Source organism: Kitasatospora setae KM-6054 (genome assembly GCF_000269985.1).
Lineage (GTDB): Bacteria > Actinomycetota > Actinomycetes > Streptomycetales > Streptomycetaceae > Kitasatospora > Kitasatospora setae.
Window position 1 is genome coordinate 22,939 of record NC_016109.1, and the last position, 17,277, is coordinate 40,215.

Consider the following 17,277-nt stretch of genomic DNA (forward strand, 5'->3'; position numbering starts at 1 on the left):
TTCGACCTCCCTCTCCGAAGAAGGCGCGGCGCATGTACACGAGCACCGAGGTGTGGGCCGATCCCGCGAAGTACGAGAAGAACCATGTCCGCCAACTCCTCGTCCCTGCGAGCGAGTTGGATGTCACTGAGAGCGGCGGGGCGAAACGGGTGCACAGCGTCTTCGGAAGCTGGCCGGCCGTCGACGCGGCGCACGACGTACCGCAGGAGGCCGAGGCGCTGACGGCGGTGCTCCCCGCCGGCGCGTCCTCGGGCGTGGTGGGCTGGCGGGGCAGCCTGGCCCGCACCGGTCCCGACAGCGTCAGGCGGTCGCTGCGCGGCTCCATCGGCTACCGCCCCCACGACGAGCCGGGCAGCCTGCGCCGCCCCCAACTCGGCGCGCTGCACGCCGTCATGGCTCACTGGGTCTCCGGACTGCCCGATCCGGGTGTGGTGGTGATGCCGACCGGCACGGGCAAGACGGAGACCATGCTCGCCGTGCTGGTGGCCGGCCGGGTGGAACGGCTCCTGGTCCTGGTTCCCAGTGCTGCGCTGCGCGACCAGCTCGCCGGGAAGTTCGAGACGCTGGGCGTCCTGCAGCGCGAGCGCATCGTGTCGGCCGGCGCGCTGCGCCCGTGTGTGGGCCGGCTGGAGCACTCCTTCAAGGACCCGGACGAGGCTGCCCGGTTCGCGCAGGCCTGCAATGTGGTCGTGGCCACCCCTCAGGTGCTCAACGCCTGCTCGCCGGCCGTCCGGGCGAAACTGCTGGGCGCTTTCTCCCACCTGATCGTCGACGAGGCCCACCACGCCCCCGCCGCCACCTGGGCACGCGTGATCGACACGTTCGCCGACCGGCCTGTCCTGCTGTTCACCGCGACCCCGTTCCGGGAAGACGGCCGGCGCCTGCCGGGGCGCGTCATCTTCCGCTTCCCGCTCCGGGAGGCGCAGCGCGACGGGATCTTCGGGCGGATCAACTACCGTGCCGTCCTGGGGCTGCGGGACACCGACCGGGAACTCGCGGAGGCCGCGGTGGAGCGGCTGCGCAGCGATCTGGACGCCGGGTTCGACCACCTGATGATGGTGAGGGCGGAGAGCATCCCGAAGGCGGAGGAAATCGTCGAGATCTACCGGGAGCTGGCTCCCGGGTTCGCGCCGACGGTGGTCCATCAGAACGTGGGCGCCCGCCGCCGCACCGCCGCCGTGCGGGCGCTGCGGGACCGCAGCTGCCGCATCATCGTCTGTGTCGACATGCTCGGGGAGGGCTTCGACGAGCCGGCGCTGAAGATCGCCGCCATGCACGCGGCGCGCAGGAGCCTGAGTCCGATGCTGCAGTTCATCGGCCGCTTCGCCCGGGCCCGCAAGGACCTGGGCGAGGCAACCGTCTTCGTCGCCCAGGAACCCGGCGCCGGCGTGTCGCCGCTGCGCCAGCTGCTGCGGGAGGACGCCGACTGGAACCTGCTGCTGGACCGTCTGACCGACGGCGCCGCGTCGAGCGCCGAGGAGACCAGCGCCTTCGACGCCACGTTCGCCGATGCCCCGGACGATGTCGCGGTCAGCGTCCTGGAGCCGAAGATGAGCGCCGTCGCCTATCGCGCGGCGAGCGGGCAGTGGAATCCGGAGGCCGCGCTCGGCCTGTTCCGCAAAAACGCCCGGGTCCTCGACGAGACCGTCGCCACCGGCGGCCAGGACAACCCGGTCGCGTGGTTCGTCGTCGAGCACCGCACCGCCGTCCGCTGGGGCGCGCCACAGGCACTTGAACAAGTCGTCTACGAGCTCTACATCCTGTACTTCGACGTCGCCCGGCGGCTGCTGTACATTCACGGCTCGGAGAAGTCCGGGGCCTACAAGGAACTCGCCGAGGCAGTGCTGGGGCCGGACTGCGAACTGATCAACGGGGCGCGCACCTACCGGGTGCTGGCCGGGGTGGACCGGCTCATCCCCAGCAACGTGGGGCTCAAGGACGCCCGCAACCACTTCACCAGGTTCTCCCTGCACGTCGGCAGCGACGTCTCCCAGGGCTTCGACACCTCCCAGGAGCACAAGAGCCAGACCCACATCGCCGCGTCCGGGTTCGAGAACGGCGAGGGCGTCTCCATCAGCGCCGCCTACGCCGGGCGGTTCTGGACCCCGACCACCGCCCCCGACCTCAAGGCCTGGACCGACTGGTGCGACCACCAGGGCAGCAAGCTCCTGGACGACAGCATCAACGTCGAACGGGTCTTCGACGGATTCATCATCCCCGAGGACATCGACGAACGACCCGAGTACGTCCTACTCGCAGTGCAGTGGCCCTGGCAGATCCACACCGACGCCGGCAGACGGCTCACCGTCCACCACGACGGCCGCTCCTGCTCGATGACCGACATCGACTTCGAGGTCGACGACCACTCCCCCACCGGCCCGTTCCGCTTCTCCCTCGTCAGCACGGCCTGGCGCATCCCCTACCAGGCCGACTACGAGAACAGGCGCCTCGTCTACCGCCCCCTGGGCTCGGATGCGAAAGTGCGCAGCAGCACCCGCGGCACGCAGGCGCTGCCGCTGCAGGCATGGCTGAACATCCACCGTCCCGAACTGTTCCTGGAGGGCGACCGCCTCATCGACGACGAGGGCCGACTGCTCAACCCCCGTTACGCCCGGCTCCCCTTCGACACGAGCGGGTTCGTACCGCTGGCCTGGCAGGGCGTGGACCTCACCAAGGAGTCCCAGGGGCCCGAACGCCGCCCGGACTCCATCCAGTTCCACATGTCGGCGCACCTGCGTGCATCAAGCGCCTTCGACGTCCTCATCGACGACGACGGCCCCGGCGAGGCTGCCGACCTCGTCGGCCTGCGCGTCGTCGACAACAAGTACCTCGACATCACACTCGTGCACTGCAAGTACACCAAGGCCGCCGCAGGCCGCCGCGTCAAGGACCTGTACGAGGTGTGCGGCCAGGCCGTCCGCAGCGCCAAATGGCGGCGCGGCAGGACGCTCTCCCTCCTGGACCACCTGCGCGACCGCGCCCAGAAGTACACCGCGCGCACCGGCATCTCCCCGTACGAGATCGGCGGCCCCAGGGAACTCCTCGCGATCCACGACATCGCACGCACCCTCATCCCCCGCTTCCACACCGTCGTCGTCCAACCCGGCCTCCAGGCCGAACACGCCACCCACGACCAACTGCTCCTGCTCGCCGGAGCAGAGCAGTACGTCCGGCACGCCACTGCCGGCGACTTCGCCGTGTACTGCAGTCCCTGACCCCGTTCACAGCACCGCTGGCTGACCACCCCACACCGGTGGAAGCGCCCCTTCCGTTCCGACCAGCAAGACCTCGCAGTCACCGGCCTCACACCCACCGGGCCAGTGGCTGCGAGGTCTTTGAAGGCATTCAGCCCTTCGACGGGCCTCTCCAGGAGCAGGATGCACGCATGGCCAACACGTTCTTCAACGACGACCCGGTCGACGGCAGCCCGGACGCCCCTGACCTGCTGGGGCACCAGAGATACGCACACCACGCCGTGGGCCTTCTGCAGGAGGTCCGCGGTCAGAGCGAGTCCGGCGTTCTTGCGCTGATCGGGCCCTGGGGGTCCGGGAAGTCCTCGGTCCTGCAAATGGTGCTGCGCAACCTCCGGCAAGGCCCGGCCGACGGTGTGTCATGGTCGGTGGCCGAGCTCAACCCGTGGCTCTACCCGGACCTGGACACCCTCACCATGGCCCTGTTCAGCGAGATCCGCGGCGCGCTGCCCAAAGACGACCAGTGGTCGGAGACGCGGAAGAAGATCGGCAACTTCGGCCAGGCCATCAGCCCCCTCGGCAAGGTGGGCGGGCTCCTCGGCCTGGACCCCAGCGAGGCCATCAAGGCCCTCTCCGAGCGGATCAGCGGAGACACCAGTCCATCAGCCGCCAAGGCGACCGCCAGCGAAGCACTGCGCAAGGCGGGACGCCCCGTTCTCGTGGTCATGGACGACCTGGACAGGCTGACGCCCCAAGAGCTGCTCCTGGTCTTCAAGCTGGTGCGCCTGGTCGGCAACCTGCCGAACGTCTACTACCTCATCAGCTTCGACGAGCAAACCCTCCTCGACGTCCTTCGGCGCAGCGACCTGGTGGGCGACTCCCAGCACCGGGCCAGCGAGTTCCTGGAAAAGATCATCCAGGTCAGGCTGGACCTGCCCGCCTTCCGCGAACGCGACGCCTCCGCACTTGTCGACCAATCCTTGAGCACCTTGCTCGAGTCGCATCAACTGGCACTGACCGAGCCCGAGGAACGGCGACTCGCAACCGCCTACTTCCAGTACCTGCAGGACCGGCTGCGCACACCGCGGGCGATCAAGCGCTACTTCGGCCAGGCCGCCGCATCCCTTCACGCCCTCGCCGGCGATGTCGACCTCGTCGACTTCCTCCTCGTCACCTTCCTGCGCACCAGCGAGCCCGGCGTCTACCGCCTGCTGAACCGCCACCGCGCCGAACTCACCGGCACCAGTTTCGATCCGGCCGCCAGGCGTGAGCGCCAGTCCGGGGAGCACACCCAGCGATGGCGCGAGCGGCTTGAGAAGGCCGGCGTCGCCCCTGATCACATGGAAGGAGTGCTCGGTCTGTTGGCCATGCTCTTCCCTCCGCTCGGGCAGGCGCTCGGCGGCGGTGGCGACGCGTCAGGCACCGCGCGGCGTCGCGGCATCGGCAGCAACGACTACTTCGACCGCTACGTCGCCTTCGGTATCCCCGACGACGACCTCTCCGAAGCCGCTCTCACCACGGGCCTCGATCAGTTGACGGCCGGAGCCCCCGGTCCGGAGGCGGCCGAACTCCTCCTGCGGCTGGACAACGACACCCAGCGCATCGGCCGGCGCATCAGGCAACGCATGGACGCCGGCACCCCGGTCCCCTCCACCGCGCTGCTGCTCGAACTGGCCGCCCGCTACGGCTCACTGACCGCACAAACCGAAGGCCTGCTCGGAGCGGACGTGAGCGCGCGCTTCCTCGCCCAGGACCTCTTCCGTAGCCTCCCGTCCGACGGGCGGGCAGAGGTCCTGCAGCGCATGGCAGCCACCCCGCAGGGGGCCATGCTGGCCAGCCGGGTCCTGTACGACGCGACGGAGCCCAGCAACAGCAAGCCTGCCTTCGCCCAGGAAGACGACGCCTGGGTCCAGGAAGCCCGCACCGGCCTGGTAGCGCGGCTGCGCCAGCATCTGGCGACGCCCGGATCCCGCCCCGCTGCCCATCTCAGCGACTCCGATGTCGATCTCATCTGGAACTGGCGCCACATCGACCACGCAACCGCCCGGGCCTGGATCCGCCAACGCCTTGACGACGGCACCTGGCAGCTCCTGCCCCTACTCACCAAGATCGTCCGCCCGCCCCGCACTCCCTGGGGCGCAGTGGACGCCGACACTCTGGCCAACCTCGATGCACTGATCGACCGTGCCGAGGTCTACACCGTCCTCGACCAGGCCCAGACCTCGCCCGACCCTGACCAGTCCCGGCTCCTCGAAGGACTCCGTCACGCCCGCGACCGCGACCGCGCCGAAGCCACCCAACAACCTGACAGCGGATCAGCAGAAGTGACCAACACTCAAGACACCTGACCGCTGAGCAGAACGCCAGCTCTGACCGCCGATTCGGGACGCTCCCGTCCCAGGTGGTCAGGGCTGGCGGACACCCACGCGGCACGGGGCTCAGGCGACCCCAGCCGGTCAGCGGACAGCAGCGGCAGGCCACCGTTGACACACCGAGCCGCAGGGCGGCCCTCGGCGGCAGCGCCGTTGCCTCAGGACGCGGACAATGAAACGGGGACAGCCCAGACCGACCCCCTTGCCGGTGAGCCACCGGACCGCAGTTCGACAGGCATCCCGCCGCCAGGCCGATCCGGTGAGCCGTCAAACCACCACGCTGGTATATAGATCGCACCAGGCACTCTGCAGGCTTGTCCCAGATGCTGCATAACAGCAGGTCAGAAACCACATACCCCGACCAGATCAGGGAAATTGGCAGCTCAGAGCCCTGGTACTTGTAGTCCCAGTTTTTGCAGAACCACAGCTCACAGCACTGCCATTGAATCCACCTACTCCAAAACTACTGGCGCTGAACACCCGGTGGACCGGGTGGAGGTGCGCGTGGTGGTGCCGGGTGAGGCGGGGCGCCGCCTGGCGGCGTTGGCCGCGGGGTTGGGGTGGAGCGCGGAGCGGGTGCTGGCGGTGCTCGCCGAGCACGCCCAGGTCGACGACGACGGCCTGGTCCACGTTCCCCCGGTCGCGGTCACGGCGGCGCCGCCCGGCCTGGAGCCGCCCCCGGAGCGGGCGCCGGTGGTCTACCGGGAGCGGCCGCGGTTCGGGCGCGACGAGGGCGGCGAGGGCTACGGCGGCCCGGCGCTGGACTGGTAGGAGCGGGCAGCAGGCGGCGGGGCCGTCACCGGCTGGTGGCAGCCCCGCCTGTCTGCGCCGGTGAGTTTTGGCCCCACCAGAACGGGTTCGTCTGGTCCCATTTTTAGGCCGTCCGGGTGGCGGCCCGGGGCAGTGTCGAGAAGGAACGGGTTGGAGTGGCCCCACCCGTGTCACTCGTCGCTGGGCTCAAGGGGGTGGGGAAGTGGCTCCCACTCGGGCAGCCAGTCGGTGGCCGTCTGGCCGGTCAGCGCAAGGTGGAACCAGTCGCTGAAGCCGAGGTCAGTGTCGTGCCAGTCCGCCCAGCCACGTCGGAACGCCGAGACCGTCCAGGACCCGTCCCCGCGGGGAACGAGGAACAGCTGGTCGCCTTCGACCGTGTTCCCCCAGACCAGGGCACCGCCCGGGGTTGGCAGCACCGCGTGGGGAACCGTCCGGGTCGCCTCCAGCATGCGGCCCATGCGGTCGGCGTAGCTGCGGAGCTTCCGGGCCCCGCAGAAGTAGAGGTAGTCCGAGATCAGCGCGTCGCCGTACGCGCCGGCGATCGCGATGAAGTCCTCGGGCAAGGTGATCGACCAGGAGGCAGCGATCTCCTTGATCAGATGCCCTTCGTCCTGCCGGACAGGAGCCCCGAGCAAGGGCAAGAAATCGCTGACGGTCTTCATCTGGTCCCCTGCCCGCGGGACGGCCCCGCTCCTCAAGTCGGCACCGCTCACTGCCGCCGACCGCCCAGACAGTAGCCGAGAGGTCCGACTGATCCTGCAACCGGTACGACTGTCGTCCATGCGTACTTGCCCCGTTGACCGCCTGGTGGGGCCAACTTAAACCGTTCCTCGGTGGGGCCACTTGCAGCCGTCACCCCGGGGCCAAGAAACACCGTCCTGGACACCCGCCGCTTCGCTGTGCGGGCCCTGGCCCGGCGGGGTGCTGAGCGGCCGTCAGCGGGCCGTACGGGGCCGGGACGGGGCGCGGCAGGGGTCAGTGGTTATCTTGGGCGGCCCGGAGCCGTTGGCCACATGAGGAACAGCGCCTGTAGGCGCCTGTGGCTAACCGATATCTGGGGGCTCATGAGGCACACGCGGCACGGGTCGAGGCCGAACGTTTCGGTCGAAAAGTTTGGAACGTCAGTGCGAAGATTTTCGACCGAAATGCTTCCGCCCGGACTTGGGGCTGCTGCTGACCAATCGGCCGGACGGCGCGCCACCATGGAGTTGTGGCACGTGTCCGGTACTGCGCGAGCTGCGGCGGCCGGCTCCCCCGGGGAGCCTCGTCCCGGCGCCGGTACTGCGACGACGCCTGCCGGGCCCAGGCGTACCGGGACCGCAAGGCGGAACAGCGCCGCCTGGACTTCCTGACCCTGCTCGGGCAGGCCCACTACGCCAGTCACCGACGGCTGATCCGGGCGCTGACCTGTCCGGTCTGTGGGCGCGCGACCATGGCCAGGGCGAGCCGGCGGCGCGATGCCGTCTACTGCTCCGGTCGGTGCCGGTCCCGCGCCTGGCGTCAGCGGGCTTCCCGCCGAGCCCGGTCGGCAGCGTGACGTCGAGCCGTCACGAATCAACCCCGTACTGACCGGTATGACGCCTGCGCGTCACGGTACGCCCCCAAACTATTCGGCCGAACAGTTTGCGCCGGCCAGGCAGTGCCTCATGTGCCTACATGGCGATCACTGGGGCTGATCTGCGGGAACGCCAACCAGCCCCAGATAACCGTCGGGCTCGGCGAGGAACCCGTGCCCGAGGGGTCGGCGGGCGCGCGGGACGGGCCCGGACGGCCCGGCGTCCGGCCCCGGCCCCGGTTCCGGGTCGGGATGCGGCTGCGGGTCGGGGTGCGGGGCGCGCTCGATCGGCAGGAGGCGGGGGCGGCCGGCGGCGGCCTGGCCGCCGTCGTCGTCGGGCGCGGTGCCGGGAAGGTGGAGTGGTCGACGGTCGGTCATGGACCCAGTCTCCCCCGGCGATGGGCACCCGGGCCCGAACGCCGGCCGGAGGACGGCCGGGCCGCCGCCGGCCCGGGAGAATGAGGCCCATGACCTCTGCTCCCCGCCTGCCCCGCGGGCTCACCGCCCTCATCCCGATCACCGGGGCCCCGACCACGCCCGCCGAGCGGGCCGCCGCGCAGCTGCAGATGCTGCGCACCGCGACGGTGCCGGTGCCGGTCCTCGCGGCCGCCCTGGAGTTGCTGGGCCTGCTGCTGGACGAGGACGACCCGACCCCGGTGGCGGCGGTGCCCGCGCCGACGTCCGCGCCCGCCTGCAGAGCGCGATCGAGGACTCCGCGCTGTAGCACCGCACGCCTTCCGCCGGCGCGGGCACCGCCGCCACCGGGGTCGGGGCGCTCTACGGGGTGTCGCCCTGCCACATCCAGCGGCCCGCCGCGTCGGGCTCGTAGATCGAGCGGCCGCCCGGGTAGGCACAGCGATCATCGAATCCGCCTGCGCGAATGGACCACGGTAAGCATCCCGGCCATATCTATATTCCCAGAGAGGAGGTCGTCGGGGTAGCCCGTGGATCGGCCGCGGACTGGAGGTCGTCGACGGCATACCGTTCGACCGAGGAGTGCCAAACGAGCTGCCCGCTCAGGTTGGCGGCGACGTTGGCCGCGTAGTCGACTGCGGCCTCGCGAGCCCGTGACGGCAGGGCTTGCCTGTCGAGTTCTTCGAGGAGTTCCTGCCGGGCTTGCAGCACCGTGTGGAGCTGGGCTTCGACGAGGACCGCCACTTGGTCCACCGCTTCCTGCAGCGAGCAGCCCTGTGCTTCTCGGATGATGGTGACCGCGTTGTGCTGGTACCCGACGAGGGTCTCCCGTTCGACGGAGAAGACGTCGTTCACCAACGCGATGTGCAGCGCGCCGGCCCGGCGCAGTTTGTTCATCGGGCCGCAGGTTCGTACGGAGCCGGGCAGGAAGATCGGAAGGCGCAGTTCGTCGAGGTCCCAAAGCCAGGGCATGCCGACCGAGTACATCCTGCGGTCGAGGTAGTCGTCGAGGCGGAGTCCGGCGCCGTGGGCGTTGAGGCCGGCCTCGGTTGTGTAGGTCTGGAGGAACGCCTCGAAGTGCCCAATGAAGGCATCGCACCAGGTAGCGGGCCGTCCGAGGGCGGTCTCCTGCCACAGGGCGCCCAGGGCCCGGGCGGTCGGTGACCGCCCGGAGACCGGGAGTCCGTGCAGGGTGCCGCGCAGCTCGTCGATGGCTGTCATCCGGGCCGGCAGCCGCTCCGCGGTGTCGTCCTCGTCGATCTGGTCGTCGATCCGGAAGGTCAGCGCGATCCATTTCAGACCGATCGTCAGTGTGTCGAGGTCGGCGCGGGGCCACACATACGCCCCCGAGAGGTCGGCTCCCGTGCGCCGCATCCTGTCGCGTGCCCGTTCTGTGGGCGCGAGGCCGTTTGCGTCGATCCACTCCCACATCGCCCGGGACGCCTCCTCCAGGTGCGGATTGCACTCCAGGGGGAAGGGGACGTAGAAGTCCGGTATCTCGAACTCGGCCATGAGCACTCCATCTGCTTGTCCGGCACAGATCAGGAAAGCTGTCCAGACCCAGGCTGAACACCCCGCTTCACCAGGCGCGATCGGCCGTCCACGCCCGACAGCTACCTGCGCTGCCGATCGGCCGATCGGCCCTTTCAAGATCAATCTCAGCGTTAGTGGCTGTACCGCTGATACTCGCCCCTCGGAGCCCGTGTCAGTGAGTGAGGAGAGGAAGGGGTGGCGGGCAAGGATTTTCTTGTGCTGGTTGATCGACGCGATGACGGGCAGCATGAGGAGCGCCTCCTGGAAGGAGTCACCCCGGTGGGAGCGGGTCTGTACACAACCGCCCGGCCCCGTCGATTCTCGGTGGCCGGCCTCTCCACCGGACAGCCTCGGACGAGGGCCATAGCGTCAAGATTGACGGGCCGCCAAGAGCACTCGAACGGAGGGCGAGCCGGCCGGCCGCCGCCAGGCGGGCGGCGGGCGGGCGGCGGGCGGGCAGCGGGCGGGCGGCTGCCGCGGCGCCCCCGACCGCCCGGCACCGGCTCCTGTCCGAGAGCGGCCGCACCCAGGAGGCACGGACCCGCGCTGCCGGGGCAGGCGTGCGGTGCGGCGGACAGGCCCGGCCGGCTCCCCCCTGGGCCGGGCCCCGCCGCACCGCACCGGACCGGGGCCGCAACAGCCCGGCCCGACCGAACGGGAAGTTCAAGAAGTGGTTCCCCTTGACGGAGGAGCCGCGCTCCGGAAACCGGATTGGCAGCCGCGCCCCTCAGGACAGGAGGCGCGACGGCGGGCCAGACGGGCACCGCCACCGGCTGGCAGGAACAACCGGGGACGGGGCGGCGAGACGGCCCCGGTGCCCGACCCGGCGGGGCGGTGAGCGGCCCCCGGCGGCCCGGTGCGGGGGCGGGATCCGGTCAGTAGACGAAGGTGACCTGCCGGCCGGTGCCCGGGGTGTTGAACTTCGGGGTCGGGCTCCCGGTGGGGAAGTCCAGGAAGCAGACGGAGTACGTCGTGCCGGGGTTCAGCTTCACCGCGATCTTCGCTTCCCTGCGGGCCTGGGGCACCGTCGCGGTGACCTTGGTCCAGGCGACGGCGTGGTCGGTGGGGTAGACGGCGGTGCCGCTGCCGTCCTTCAGCCACAGGTAGAGGTCGACGCTCAGCGGCCGGGCGGCGGACTGGATGTAGCCGATCATGTAGAGGTCGTCGCCCGAGCGGCGGTAGCAGACGTCGACCGATGCCTGGTGGTCGGTGTAGGCCTCCACGGGGCCGCGGCAGTGCTCGCCGGTGTCGGCGGGGACCGCGGCCGCAACGCCCGCGGAGGCGGGGGCGGAGGCCGGCGGGCTGGGTACCGGCGACGGAGTCGGGGAGGCCGACGGCGAGGACGGTGGGCTCCCCGGGGCCGAGCCGGACGGCGCGCGGCTCGACGGCGGGGCGGTGGACGGCGCCGGACTCGACGCGACGGGGCCGGAGGGGAGGGGCGCGGCCGGGCCGGAGGCGGCGGGCGCCGAGGCACCGGCCGACTCGGCGGCCTCGGCGGACCCGACGTCCGGAGACCTGCCGTACCAGCCGATGAGGCCCACGACCACGGCCACCGCGGCGGCACCGGCTCCGATCCTCACCCGGGAACGCCGGCCCTTGACGGGCCCCCGGCGCCGCAGCCCCCGCGGCAGGACGACCGGCTCGGACACCGGCTCGGGCTCGACCACCGGCCCCAGCACCGGCACGGGTTCGGGCACCAGCACCGGCTGCAGCTCCGGCACCGGCACCGGCACGGCTGCGGCCTGGTCGGTGGCGGCTGCTCTGCGGCCGAGGACCTTCCTCGCCCGCTGCCTCCAGCGGTACTGCTTGCGCAGTCCGGTGCAGGCCCGGTCGATCGCGCGGCCGAGCTCGATCAGGTCCGCCGCTTCCCGGCCGGTGAGCTCCAGGCGCGCCGCGACCACCCGGGTCTCCAGCGCCGTGGGCAGGGCCCGGTCCGTATGCAGGATCCCGCTCCCGTGCTTCCAGTGGGACGCCTTCGTCGGGGAGATGCTCACCTCCGGCGTCCGTACCGCGATCCGGTCCTGATTCCACCCCTTGGCCTCGATGCGCTCCCACACCTGTCTCGCCCAGCGGTCCATGTCGTCGGCGAGCGCGAGTACGGCCGCCACGAAGGCCGGGTCCTCCGCCTCGTAGTCCGGGTCCTTGTCGGTTCCCACGGTGTCCGCAACCCCTCCTGAAATCTCCACTGAAACGGTGAAAGCACTGGTCACGGCGGTGCGGGTTTCAGTGAAACCCGACGCCCCCCGCAGGTACTTCACCGCCGCCCCACTCCTGGCCAGGATCGGTTGCAGCGGTGCGCCGGACGCACCGCCAACTACCCCGATCCCCTGTGCGCGCCCCCGCGCGCCCATTTCCGCATGCCGTCAGGAGAAGCCATGAACACCTCGTCCCAGCAGCACACCACCGCCCCCGCGATGCCCGTCCAGCCCGCGCCGGCCGGCTGGCCCGTGCCGCCCCAGCCCGCGTACGCGCCGACCGTCCCGCCGGCCGTAGCGCAGCCGCTGCCCCCGCGCCAGGGCGCCGGTGCGCCGCCGCGCTCGGTGGCGCGTACGCGGATCGTACTGATCGCGGCGGCGATCGCGAACCTCGTCCTGGCCCTGGCCGTGCTCCTCCAGGCCCAGGCCGAGCTCGACTCCTACGCCGCCTACCGCGGCGCGTGGTTCGCGGGCGCGCTCTCCGGCCAGGAGCAGGCCGCCCAGGCCGCCGTCGGCTTCGCGCAGCTCGCCCTGGTGTGGACCGCGCTGCACGCGGCCGGCGCCCTCGCCCTGGCCGTCCGGCTCGGCCGGGGCCGCGGCGGGCTGCACCGCGCGGTGGTCGTCTTCGGCGCCTGGCAGTGCCTGATGGGCGCCCTGACCCTCGCGGTCGGCTCCGAGGCCGGCGCCGCCGCGGTCCTCCAGGCGCTGGCCACCCTCGCCGGCGGCGCCCTCACCGCCTGGTACGCCACCCGCCCCGACACCACCGCCGCGGTGGTCGTCTTCGGCGCCTGGCAGTGCCTGATGGGCGCCCTGACCCTCGCGGTCGGCTCCGAGGCCGGCGCCGCCGCGGTCCTCCAGGCGCTGGCCACCCTCGCCGGCGGCGCCCTCACCGCCTGGTACGCCACCCGCCCCGACACCACCGCCTGGGCCCGCCGCCCCCGCCCCTGAACCCCGGACCTTCCCTACTCCCCGACCCCGAACGCCCTTTCCCATACCGAGACAAGGAACCCATGACCATGAACGCGACCTCGGCCCTGGCCGCAGCAGGCAGGAACCGCTACGTCCGGATCCTCCTCGCACTGCTCGCCGCGGTGCTGGTCCTCACCGGCCTCGCCGCCGCCGTCCCCGCGCCCACCGCCACCGCCGCGGCCAAGCCGTCCTCGAAGGCGCGGGCGGACCGTGAGGAGGTGAAGGAGATCCAGCGGCGCCTGGTGGCCCACGGCTACCCGGTCACCGTCGACGGCTCCTACGGCGCGCGCACCCTCTACGCCGTCCAGGACTTCCAGCGCGACCACGGCCTCGCCCCGACCGGGCTCGTCCACGACTTCGCCCCGACCGGGTTCGACACCAACACCACCTTCTTCGCCCTGCTCGCCCCGCCCGCGAAGAAGTCCTCCGGCGCGCCGGCGAAGCTCACCAACAGCCAGGCCATCTCCCGGCTGCGCGCCGCCGGCGTCGACTGGCACTCCAGCAAGGACTGCACGGACCAGGGCAAGTACGGCTGCACGAGCTTCACGAAGATGCTCGCCCCCACGCTCGACCTCGCCATCGAGCTGAAGAAGCGCAGCGGCTGCGACGTGACGGTCACCGGCGGCACCGAGGTCGGTCACAGCACCGTGGGCGCCCGCATCCACGGCACCGGCTACAAGATCGACGTGCGGCCCAACCCGTGCCTCGACAAGTTCATCACCAACAACCTGTTCCGCGGCGAGGACCGCAGCAGCGACCCGCGCTGGCTGACCCACGACGCCGAGTACGTCCTGGAGCACCCGCAGAAGGGCGCCGTGCACTGGGACATCAAGTACACCCTGTGACCGTTCGCTGTCCGGGCCCGGACAGCGAACGGCGGGGCCGCCACCGAGTCGGTGGCGGCCCCGCAGTTGTGCTGTGATCTGGGGCGGTAACGGGGCCGTTGCGGTGTCAGGTCGGTTGGGGGGAGTGGCTGCGGGGGTGTGTCGTCGGTGGGTACGGTCCGCTCATGTCTTGGTGGGACGCGGCCCTGTGGGGCCTGGCTGGTGGTGGGGCGGTCGGGGTGCTGTCCTTGATGACGGCGATCAGGGAGGCCGGTGCCCGCTGGCCTTGGCGCAAGGGGGAGATGTGGCCCGAGCTGACCCATATGGCCGGCGGCCTGGTTCTGGGCGCACTGGTGTCCGCCGCCGCCAGCAGTCAGATCAGCGGCCCGTGGCCGGCGTTCATCTTCGGTGTAGGGGCACCGGCCACGATCCGCGGTCTCCTGTCGGGGGTCCAGGTGACCGCCCGACGCCTTGAGGTCCTCGACTCCCCCGTTGACGATCCGAACACGGAAGGTGAATCGCCGTGAGGGCCTACGTTGACAGCTTCCTGGGCCGTGCCGCCGCCGCGTCGGTCTCCCGCCGTCCGTGGCTGCGTATCACTGTCTCTCCCTGGTGGGCCCGCGTTCTGATCGCGGCCGGCGCGCAGGCGCAGCCGGCGGTCTCCCCGGCCGCGAATCCGCGTCCTCTCGACTCGGACTCCCCCGGCGCTGAGGCGGCCCGCACAAGCTCGCGAATCGTGGAAGGCCTCCATGTACACCCCGGCGTGGACCTGACCGGCGCGGACTTGACCGGCGTGTACCTGAGCGGCGCGAACCTGCGCGGCGCGTACCTGACCGGCGCGAACCTGCGCGGCGCGTACCTGACCGGCGCGAACCTGCGCGGCACGAACCTGCGCGACACCTACCTGGCCAGCGCGGACCTGCGCGATGCGGACCTGCGCAATGCGGACCTGCGCGACGCGGACCTGCGCGACGCGAACCTGACCCGCGCGGACCTGAGCGGCGCGAACCTGCGCGACGCGGACCTGACCGCCGCGGACCTGAGCGGCGCGGACCTGACCGCCGCGGACCTGACCCGCGCGAACCTGCGCGCCGCGTACCTGAATGGTGCGAACCTGACCCGCGCGGACCTCAGCGGCACGGACCTGAGCGGCGCGAACCTGACCGGCGAGAGCCGAATCGGGCAGGTAGGGGGTATGGGTCCTGGTCGTCCCACACTGCTTGTCAATGTCACCTGGTCGGACGAGACACAGTGGCCGGACGACGTTGGATCGGATATGCGCCGACGGTCGGAACCGCTCGGCGACGGGCGCTACCGGGTACTGGGCTCGGGGAACAGCGACGCGGAGCTCGGCGTCTCCCCAGTACCTGTGCGCTGAGCGGGAGACCGTTCCGCCGCACGGAGGCCAGCCGCGCCAAGGGACCGGGTCGGCGCTGGCTCAGGGGCTGGGGTGGAGCGCGGAGCGGGTGCTGGAGGTTCTGGCCAAGCACGTCCAGGTCAACGGCGACGGCCTGGTCCACGTCCCCGCGGTCGCGGTCACGGCCGCGCCGCCCGGCCTGGAGCCGCACCCGGAGCGGGCGCCGGTGCTCTACCGGGAGCGGCCGCGGTTCGGGCGCGACGAGGGCGGCGAGGGCTACGGCGGCCCGGCGCTGGACTGGTAGGAGCGGGTAGCAAGCGGCGGGGCCGTCACCGACTCGGTGGCGGCCTCGCCGCTTCGCTGTGCGGGCCCTGGCCCGGCGGGGTGCTGAGCGGCCGTCAGCGGGCCGTACGGGGCCGGGACGGAGCGCGGCAGGGGTCAGTGCCTGTGTCTGAACCCCTGTTTTGGATAGCCTGGAGCCCTAGCCTGGGCCGGTGTCCGAGGACAGCGGCCCGGTGGGCGGGCGGTGGTGCAGGTGCTGCGGCGGACGGCTGAGGCCGGAGTCGCCGCCCGGTGCCGTCTACTGCTCGGCGGCGTGTCGTGCCAGGCAGTGGCGGGTGGACTGCCGGTTGCGGAAGCGGGTGGCGGCCGAACTCAGCGGCGTCGGCCGGGTCGAGTGCCCGGAGTGCGGCGAGCGGTGGGTGGCCGGGGTGGACCGGCGTTCGAACGCGGTCTACTGCTCGCGGCGGTGCGTGATGAGGGCCTGGCGGCGGCGGAACGAAGCGTTCGGCGAACGGTCACAGTGACCGTTGAGCGAACGGCGGATGCGCCCAGAAACGGTCAACTCCGGTCAGCGGCAAGGCTTTTGTTGTGATCAGCTCACCGGCGGTCCGACTCTGCTGCCGGAAGCGGGCCGGTCCCGTCACGGCCAACGGCCGTGCCCGGCCTGCGAGTTGGTGGTGAGATTCCACATGGCTCAGGAGATCGAGACGACGGCCGACAAGGTCGGCAGCGTCAGCGCCAGCCGCTACGAGGAGATCGTGGCCCTGCTGCGCGAGGTGGTGGAGAACCAGACCCGCGGCCAGTTCACGATCGGGGACGCGGCGCTGGAGATCGAGCCGATGCGCGAGCCGGGAGGCTCGGCGCCGGCGGACGAGATGTTCAGCGTCAAGCAGTCGCTGGCCCGGCTGGCGGAGGACATCGGCCTGACCTTCTCGTCGGTCAGCGGCACGCGCTGGGTGGCGTCGCGGTGGCCGAAGGAGCGTCGGCAGCCGAAGGTGTCCTACACCGTCCACCGGACCCTGGCGGGCATAGCCGACGAAGGCGAGCGGTTCGCGGCGATCCTCACCCCACCGGGGAAGAAGGGCCGGTGGACGGCGGACGAGGCGAACCGGCGGGTCGGGCGGCAGGTCGAGATCCCGGTGACGCCGCAGGAGAAGGTCAGCGCGATCCACGCCCTGGCCAAGGACGAGGAGGTCGCCGCGACGGTGACCGGCGACTTCCTGCGCCGGCCCGAGGTGGTCGCGCAGGTCCAGCCGCAGGACCGCGTCCGGGTGGTGGAGGAGCTGACCCGCGACGACCAGGTCGCCGCGGCGGTCGCGCCCTCGTTCCTGCGCCGGCCCGAGGTGGTGGCCCGGGTCGCCCCGGCCGAGAAGGTCCGGGTCGTCCAGGAGCTGACCCGCGACGAGACGGTCGCCGCGGAGGTGACCACCGGCCTGCTGCGGCGCCCGGACGTCGCGGCCCGCGCGATGGCCGACGACACCGCCCGCCACCAGGTCAACCACGCCCAGGTCGAGCGGGGCCGCCAGGCCCGCGAGCACTTCGAGCAGACCAACCCCGTCGCGCCGGCGGTGAAGAACATCGACCGGACGGTGGAGTTCCTCGACCTGGTCACCGCCTGCCACGCGTTCGTCGCCGCTGCCGGCCGGGTGGTCCCGGGCCTTCGCGACCGGCAGCTGAGCGAGGACGAGCAGGCCGTGATCCGGGAGAACTGCGCGCGGGTCCGCGCCACCTTGGACTGGGTGGAGACCGCGGTGGACACCGGGAAGGTGGACATGGACGGCGAGCTGGCCCGCCTGCTCCAGGGCGAGTAGGCG

Annotated in this window: 13 protein-coding genes; 9 read left to right on the plus strand and 4 right to left on the minus strand. The window is 71.5% G+C overall.

Annotated features, from left to right (window positions below):
* Positions 1–32 precede the first annotated feature (32 nt).
* The 3 genes from KSE_RS00080 to KSE_RS00090 all read left to right on the plus strand — a co-directional run bounded on the left by KSE_RS00080 (position 33) and on the right by KSE_RS00090 (position 6,334).
* Positions 33–3,215, plus strand: coding sequence for a DEAD/DEAH box helicase (locus tag KSE_RS00080; protein WP_014133190.1), 3,183 nt, complete (start codon positions 33–35; stop codon positions 3,213–3,215).
* 170 nt (positions 3,216–3,385) lie between these two features.
* Positions 3,386–5,539, plus strand: a complete 2,154-nt coding sequence (locus KSE_RS00085) for a P-loop NTPase fold protein (protein WP_014133191.1) — start codon at positions 3,386–3,388, stop codon at positions 5,537–5,539.
* 528 nt (positions 5,540–6,067) lie between these two features.
* The gene (locus tag KSE_RS00090) at positions 6,068–6,334 is read left to right on the plus strand and encodes a hypothetical protein (RefSeq protein ID WP_231873102.1); all 267 of its coding nucleotides are present in this window, start codon (positions 6,068–6,070) and stop codon (positions 6,332–6,334) included.
* Positions 6,335–6,504: 170 nt separating this feature from the next.
* Here the strand turns inward: KSE_RS00090 and KSE_RS00095 are convergent, their stop codons facing one another.
* From KSE_RS00095 to KSE_RS00110, 4 genes are all read right to left on the minus strand, one after another.
* Positions 6,505–6,996, minus strand: a complete 492-nt coding sequence (locus KSE_RS00095; RefSeq protein ID WP_014133193.1) for a hypothetical protein — start codon at positions 6,994–6,996, stop codon at positions 6,505–6,507.
* A 1,001-nt stretch (positions 6,997–7,997) separates the two neighbouring features.
* Positions 7,998–8,267, minus strand: a complete 270-nt coding sequence (locus tag KSE_RS40710) for a hypothetical protein (protein ID WP_033258910.1) — start codon at positions 8,265–8,267, stop codon at positions 7,998–8,000.
* A gap of 531 nt (positions 8,268–8,798) precedes the next feature.
* Positions 8,799–9,815 (minus strand): terpene synthase family protein, encoded by a 1,017-nt coding sequence (locus KSE_RS00105; protein ID WP_014133196.1) that lies wholly within the window; start codon positions 9,813–9,815, stop codon positions 8,799–8,801.
* Positions 9,816–10,711: 896 nt separating this feature from the next.
* Complete coding sequence (locus KSE_RS00110; protein WP_014133197.1) at positions 10,712–11,992, minus strand: hypothetical protein; 1,281 nt, start codon at positions 11,990–11,992, stop codon at positions 10,712–10,714.
* Between the two features lie 219 nt (positions 11,993–12,211).
* Here KSE_RS00110 and KSE_RS00115 point away from each other — a divergent pair, with 219 nt between their 5' ends.
* The 6 genes from KSE_RS00115 (at position 12,212) to KSE_RS37950 (ending at position 17,274) form a co-directional block, all read left to right on the plus strand.
* Positions 12,212–12,979, plus strand: a complete 768-nt coding sequence (locus KSE_RS00115) for a hypothetical protein (protein WP_041293870.1) — start codon at positions 12,212–12,214, stop codon at positions 12,977–12,979.
* Between the two features lie 68 nt (positions 12,980–13,047).
* On the plus strand, positions 13,048–13,845 hold the full coding sequence (locus tag KSE_RS39490; protein ID WP_051055599.1) for a peptidoglycan-binding domain-containing protein: 798 nt from the start codon (positions 13,048–13,050) through the stop codon (positions 13,843–13,845).
* A gap of 164 nt (positions 13,846–14,009) precedes the next feature.
* Positions 14,010–14,351, plus strand: coding sequence for a hypothetical protein (locus KSE_RS00125; protein ID WP_014133200.1), 342 nt, complete (start codon positions 14,010–14,012; stop codon positions 14,349–14,351).
* Positions 14,348–15,202 (plus strand): pentapeptide repeat-containing protein, encoded by an 855-nt coding sequence (locus KSE_RS37945; RefSeq protein ID WP_051055068.1) that lies wholly within the window; start codon positions 14,348–14,350, stop codon positions 15,200–15,202. Before KSE_RS00125 ends, KSE_RS37945 begins: the two co-directional genes overlap by 4 nt.
* 88 nt (positions 15,203–15,290) lie before the next feature.
* A complete protein-coding gene (locus tag KSE_RS00135) occupies positions 15,291–15,485 on the plus strand; it encodes a hypothetical protein (RefSeq protein WP_014133202.1) in 195 nt (64 codons plus the stop codon).
* Between the two features lie 667 nt (positions 15,486–16,152).
* Entirely contained in the window at positions 16,153–17,274 is a 1,122-nt protein-coding gene (locus KSE_RS37950; RefSeq protein WP_014133204.1) for a DUF6192 family protein, read from the plus strand.
* The last annotated feature ends 3 nt before the right edge of the window (positions 17,275–17,277 follow it).

Bases quoted from the DNA above. Each gene is read 5' to 3' on its own strand.
- KSE_RS00080 (WP_014133190.1), top strand. From the start codon at position 33: ATGTACACGAGCACCGAGGTGTGGGCCGATCCCGCGAAGTACGAGAAG.
- KSE_RS00085 (WP_014133191.1), top strand. From the start codon at position 3,386: ATGGCCAACACGTTCTTCAACGACGACCCGGTCGACGGCAGCCCGGAC.
- KSE_RS00095 (WP_014133193.1), bottom strand. From the start codon at position 6,996: ATGAAGACCGTCAGCGATTTCTTGCCCTTGCTCGGGGCTCCTGTCCGG.
- KSE_RS40710 (WP_033258910.1), bottom strand. From the start codon at position 8,267: ATGACCGACCGTCGACCACTCCACCTTCCCGGCACCGCGCCCGACGAC.
- KSE_RS00105 (WP_014133196.1), bottom strand. From the start codon at position 9,815: ATGGCCGAGTTCGAGATACCGGACTTCTACGTCCCCTTCCCCCTGGAG.
- KSE_RS00115 (WP_041293870.1), top strand. From the start codon at position 12,212: ATGAACACCTCGTCCCAGCAGCACACCACCGCCCCCGCGATGCCCGTC.
- KSE_RS39490 (WP_051055599.1), top strand. From the start codon at position 13,048: ATGAACGCGACCTCGGCCCTGGCCGCAGCAGGCAGGAACCGCTACGTC.
- KSE_RS00125 (WP_014133200.1), top strand. From the start codon at position 14,010: ATGTCTTGGTGGGACGCGGCCCTGTGGGGCCTGGCTGGTGGTGGGGCG.
- KSE_RS37950 (WP_014133204.1), top strand. From the start codon at position 16,153: ATGGCTCAGGAGATCGAGACGACGGCCGACAAGGTCGGCAGCGTCAGC.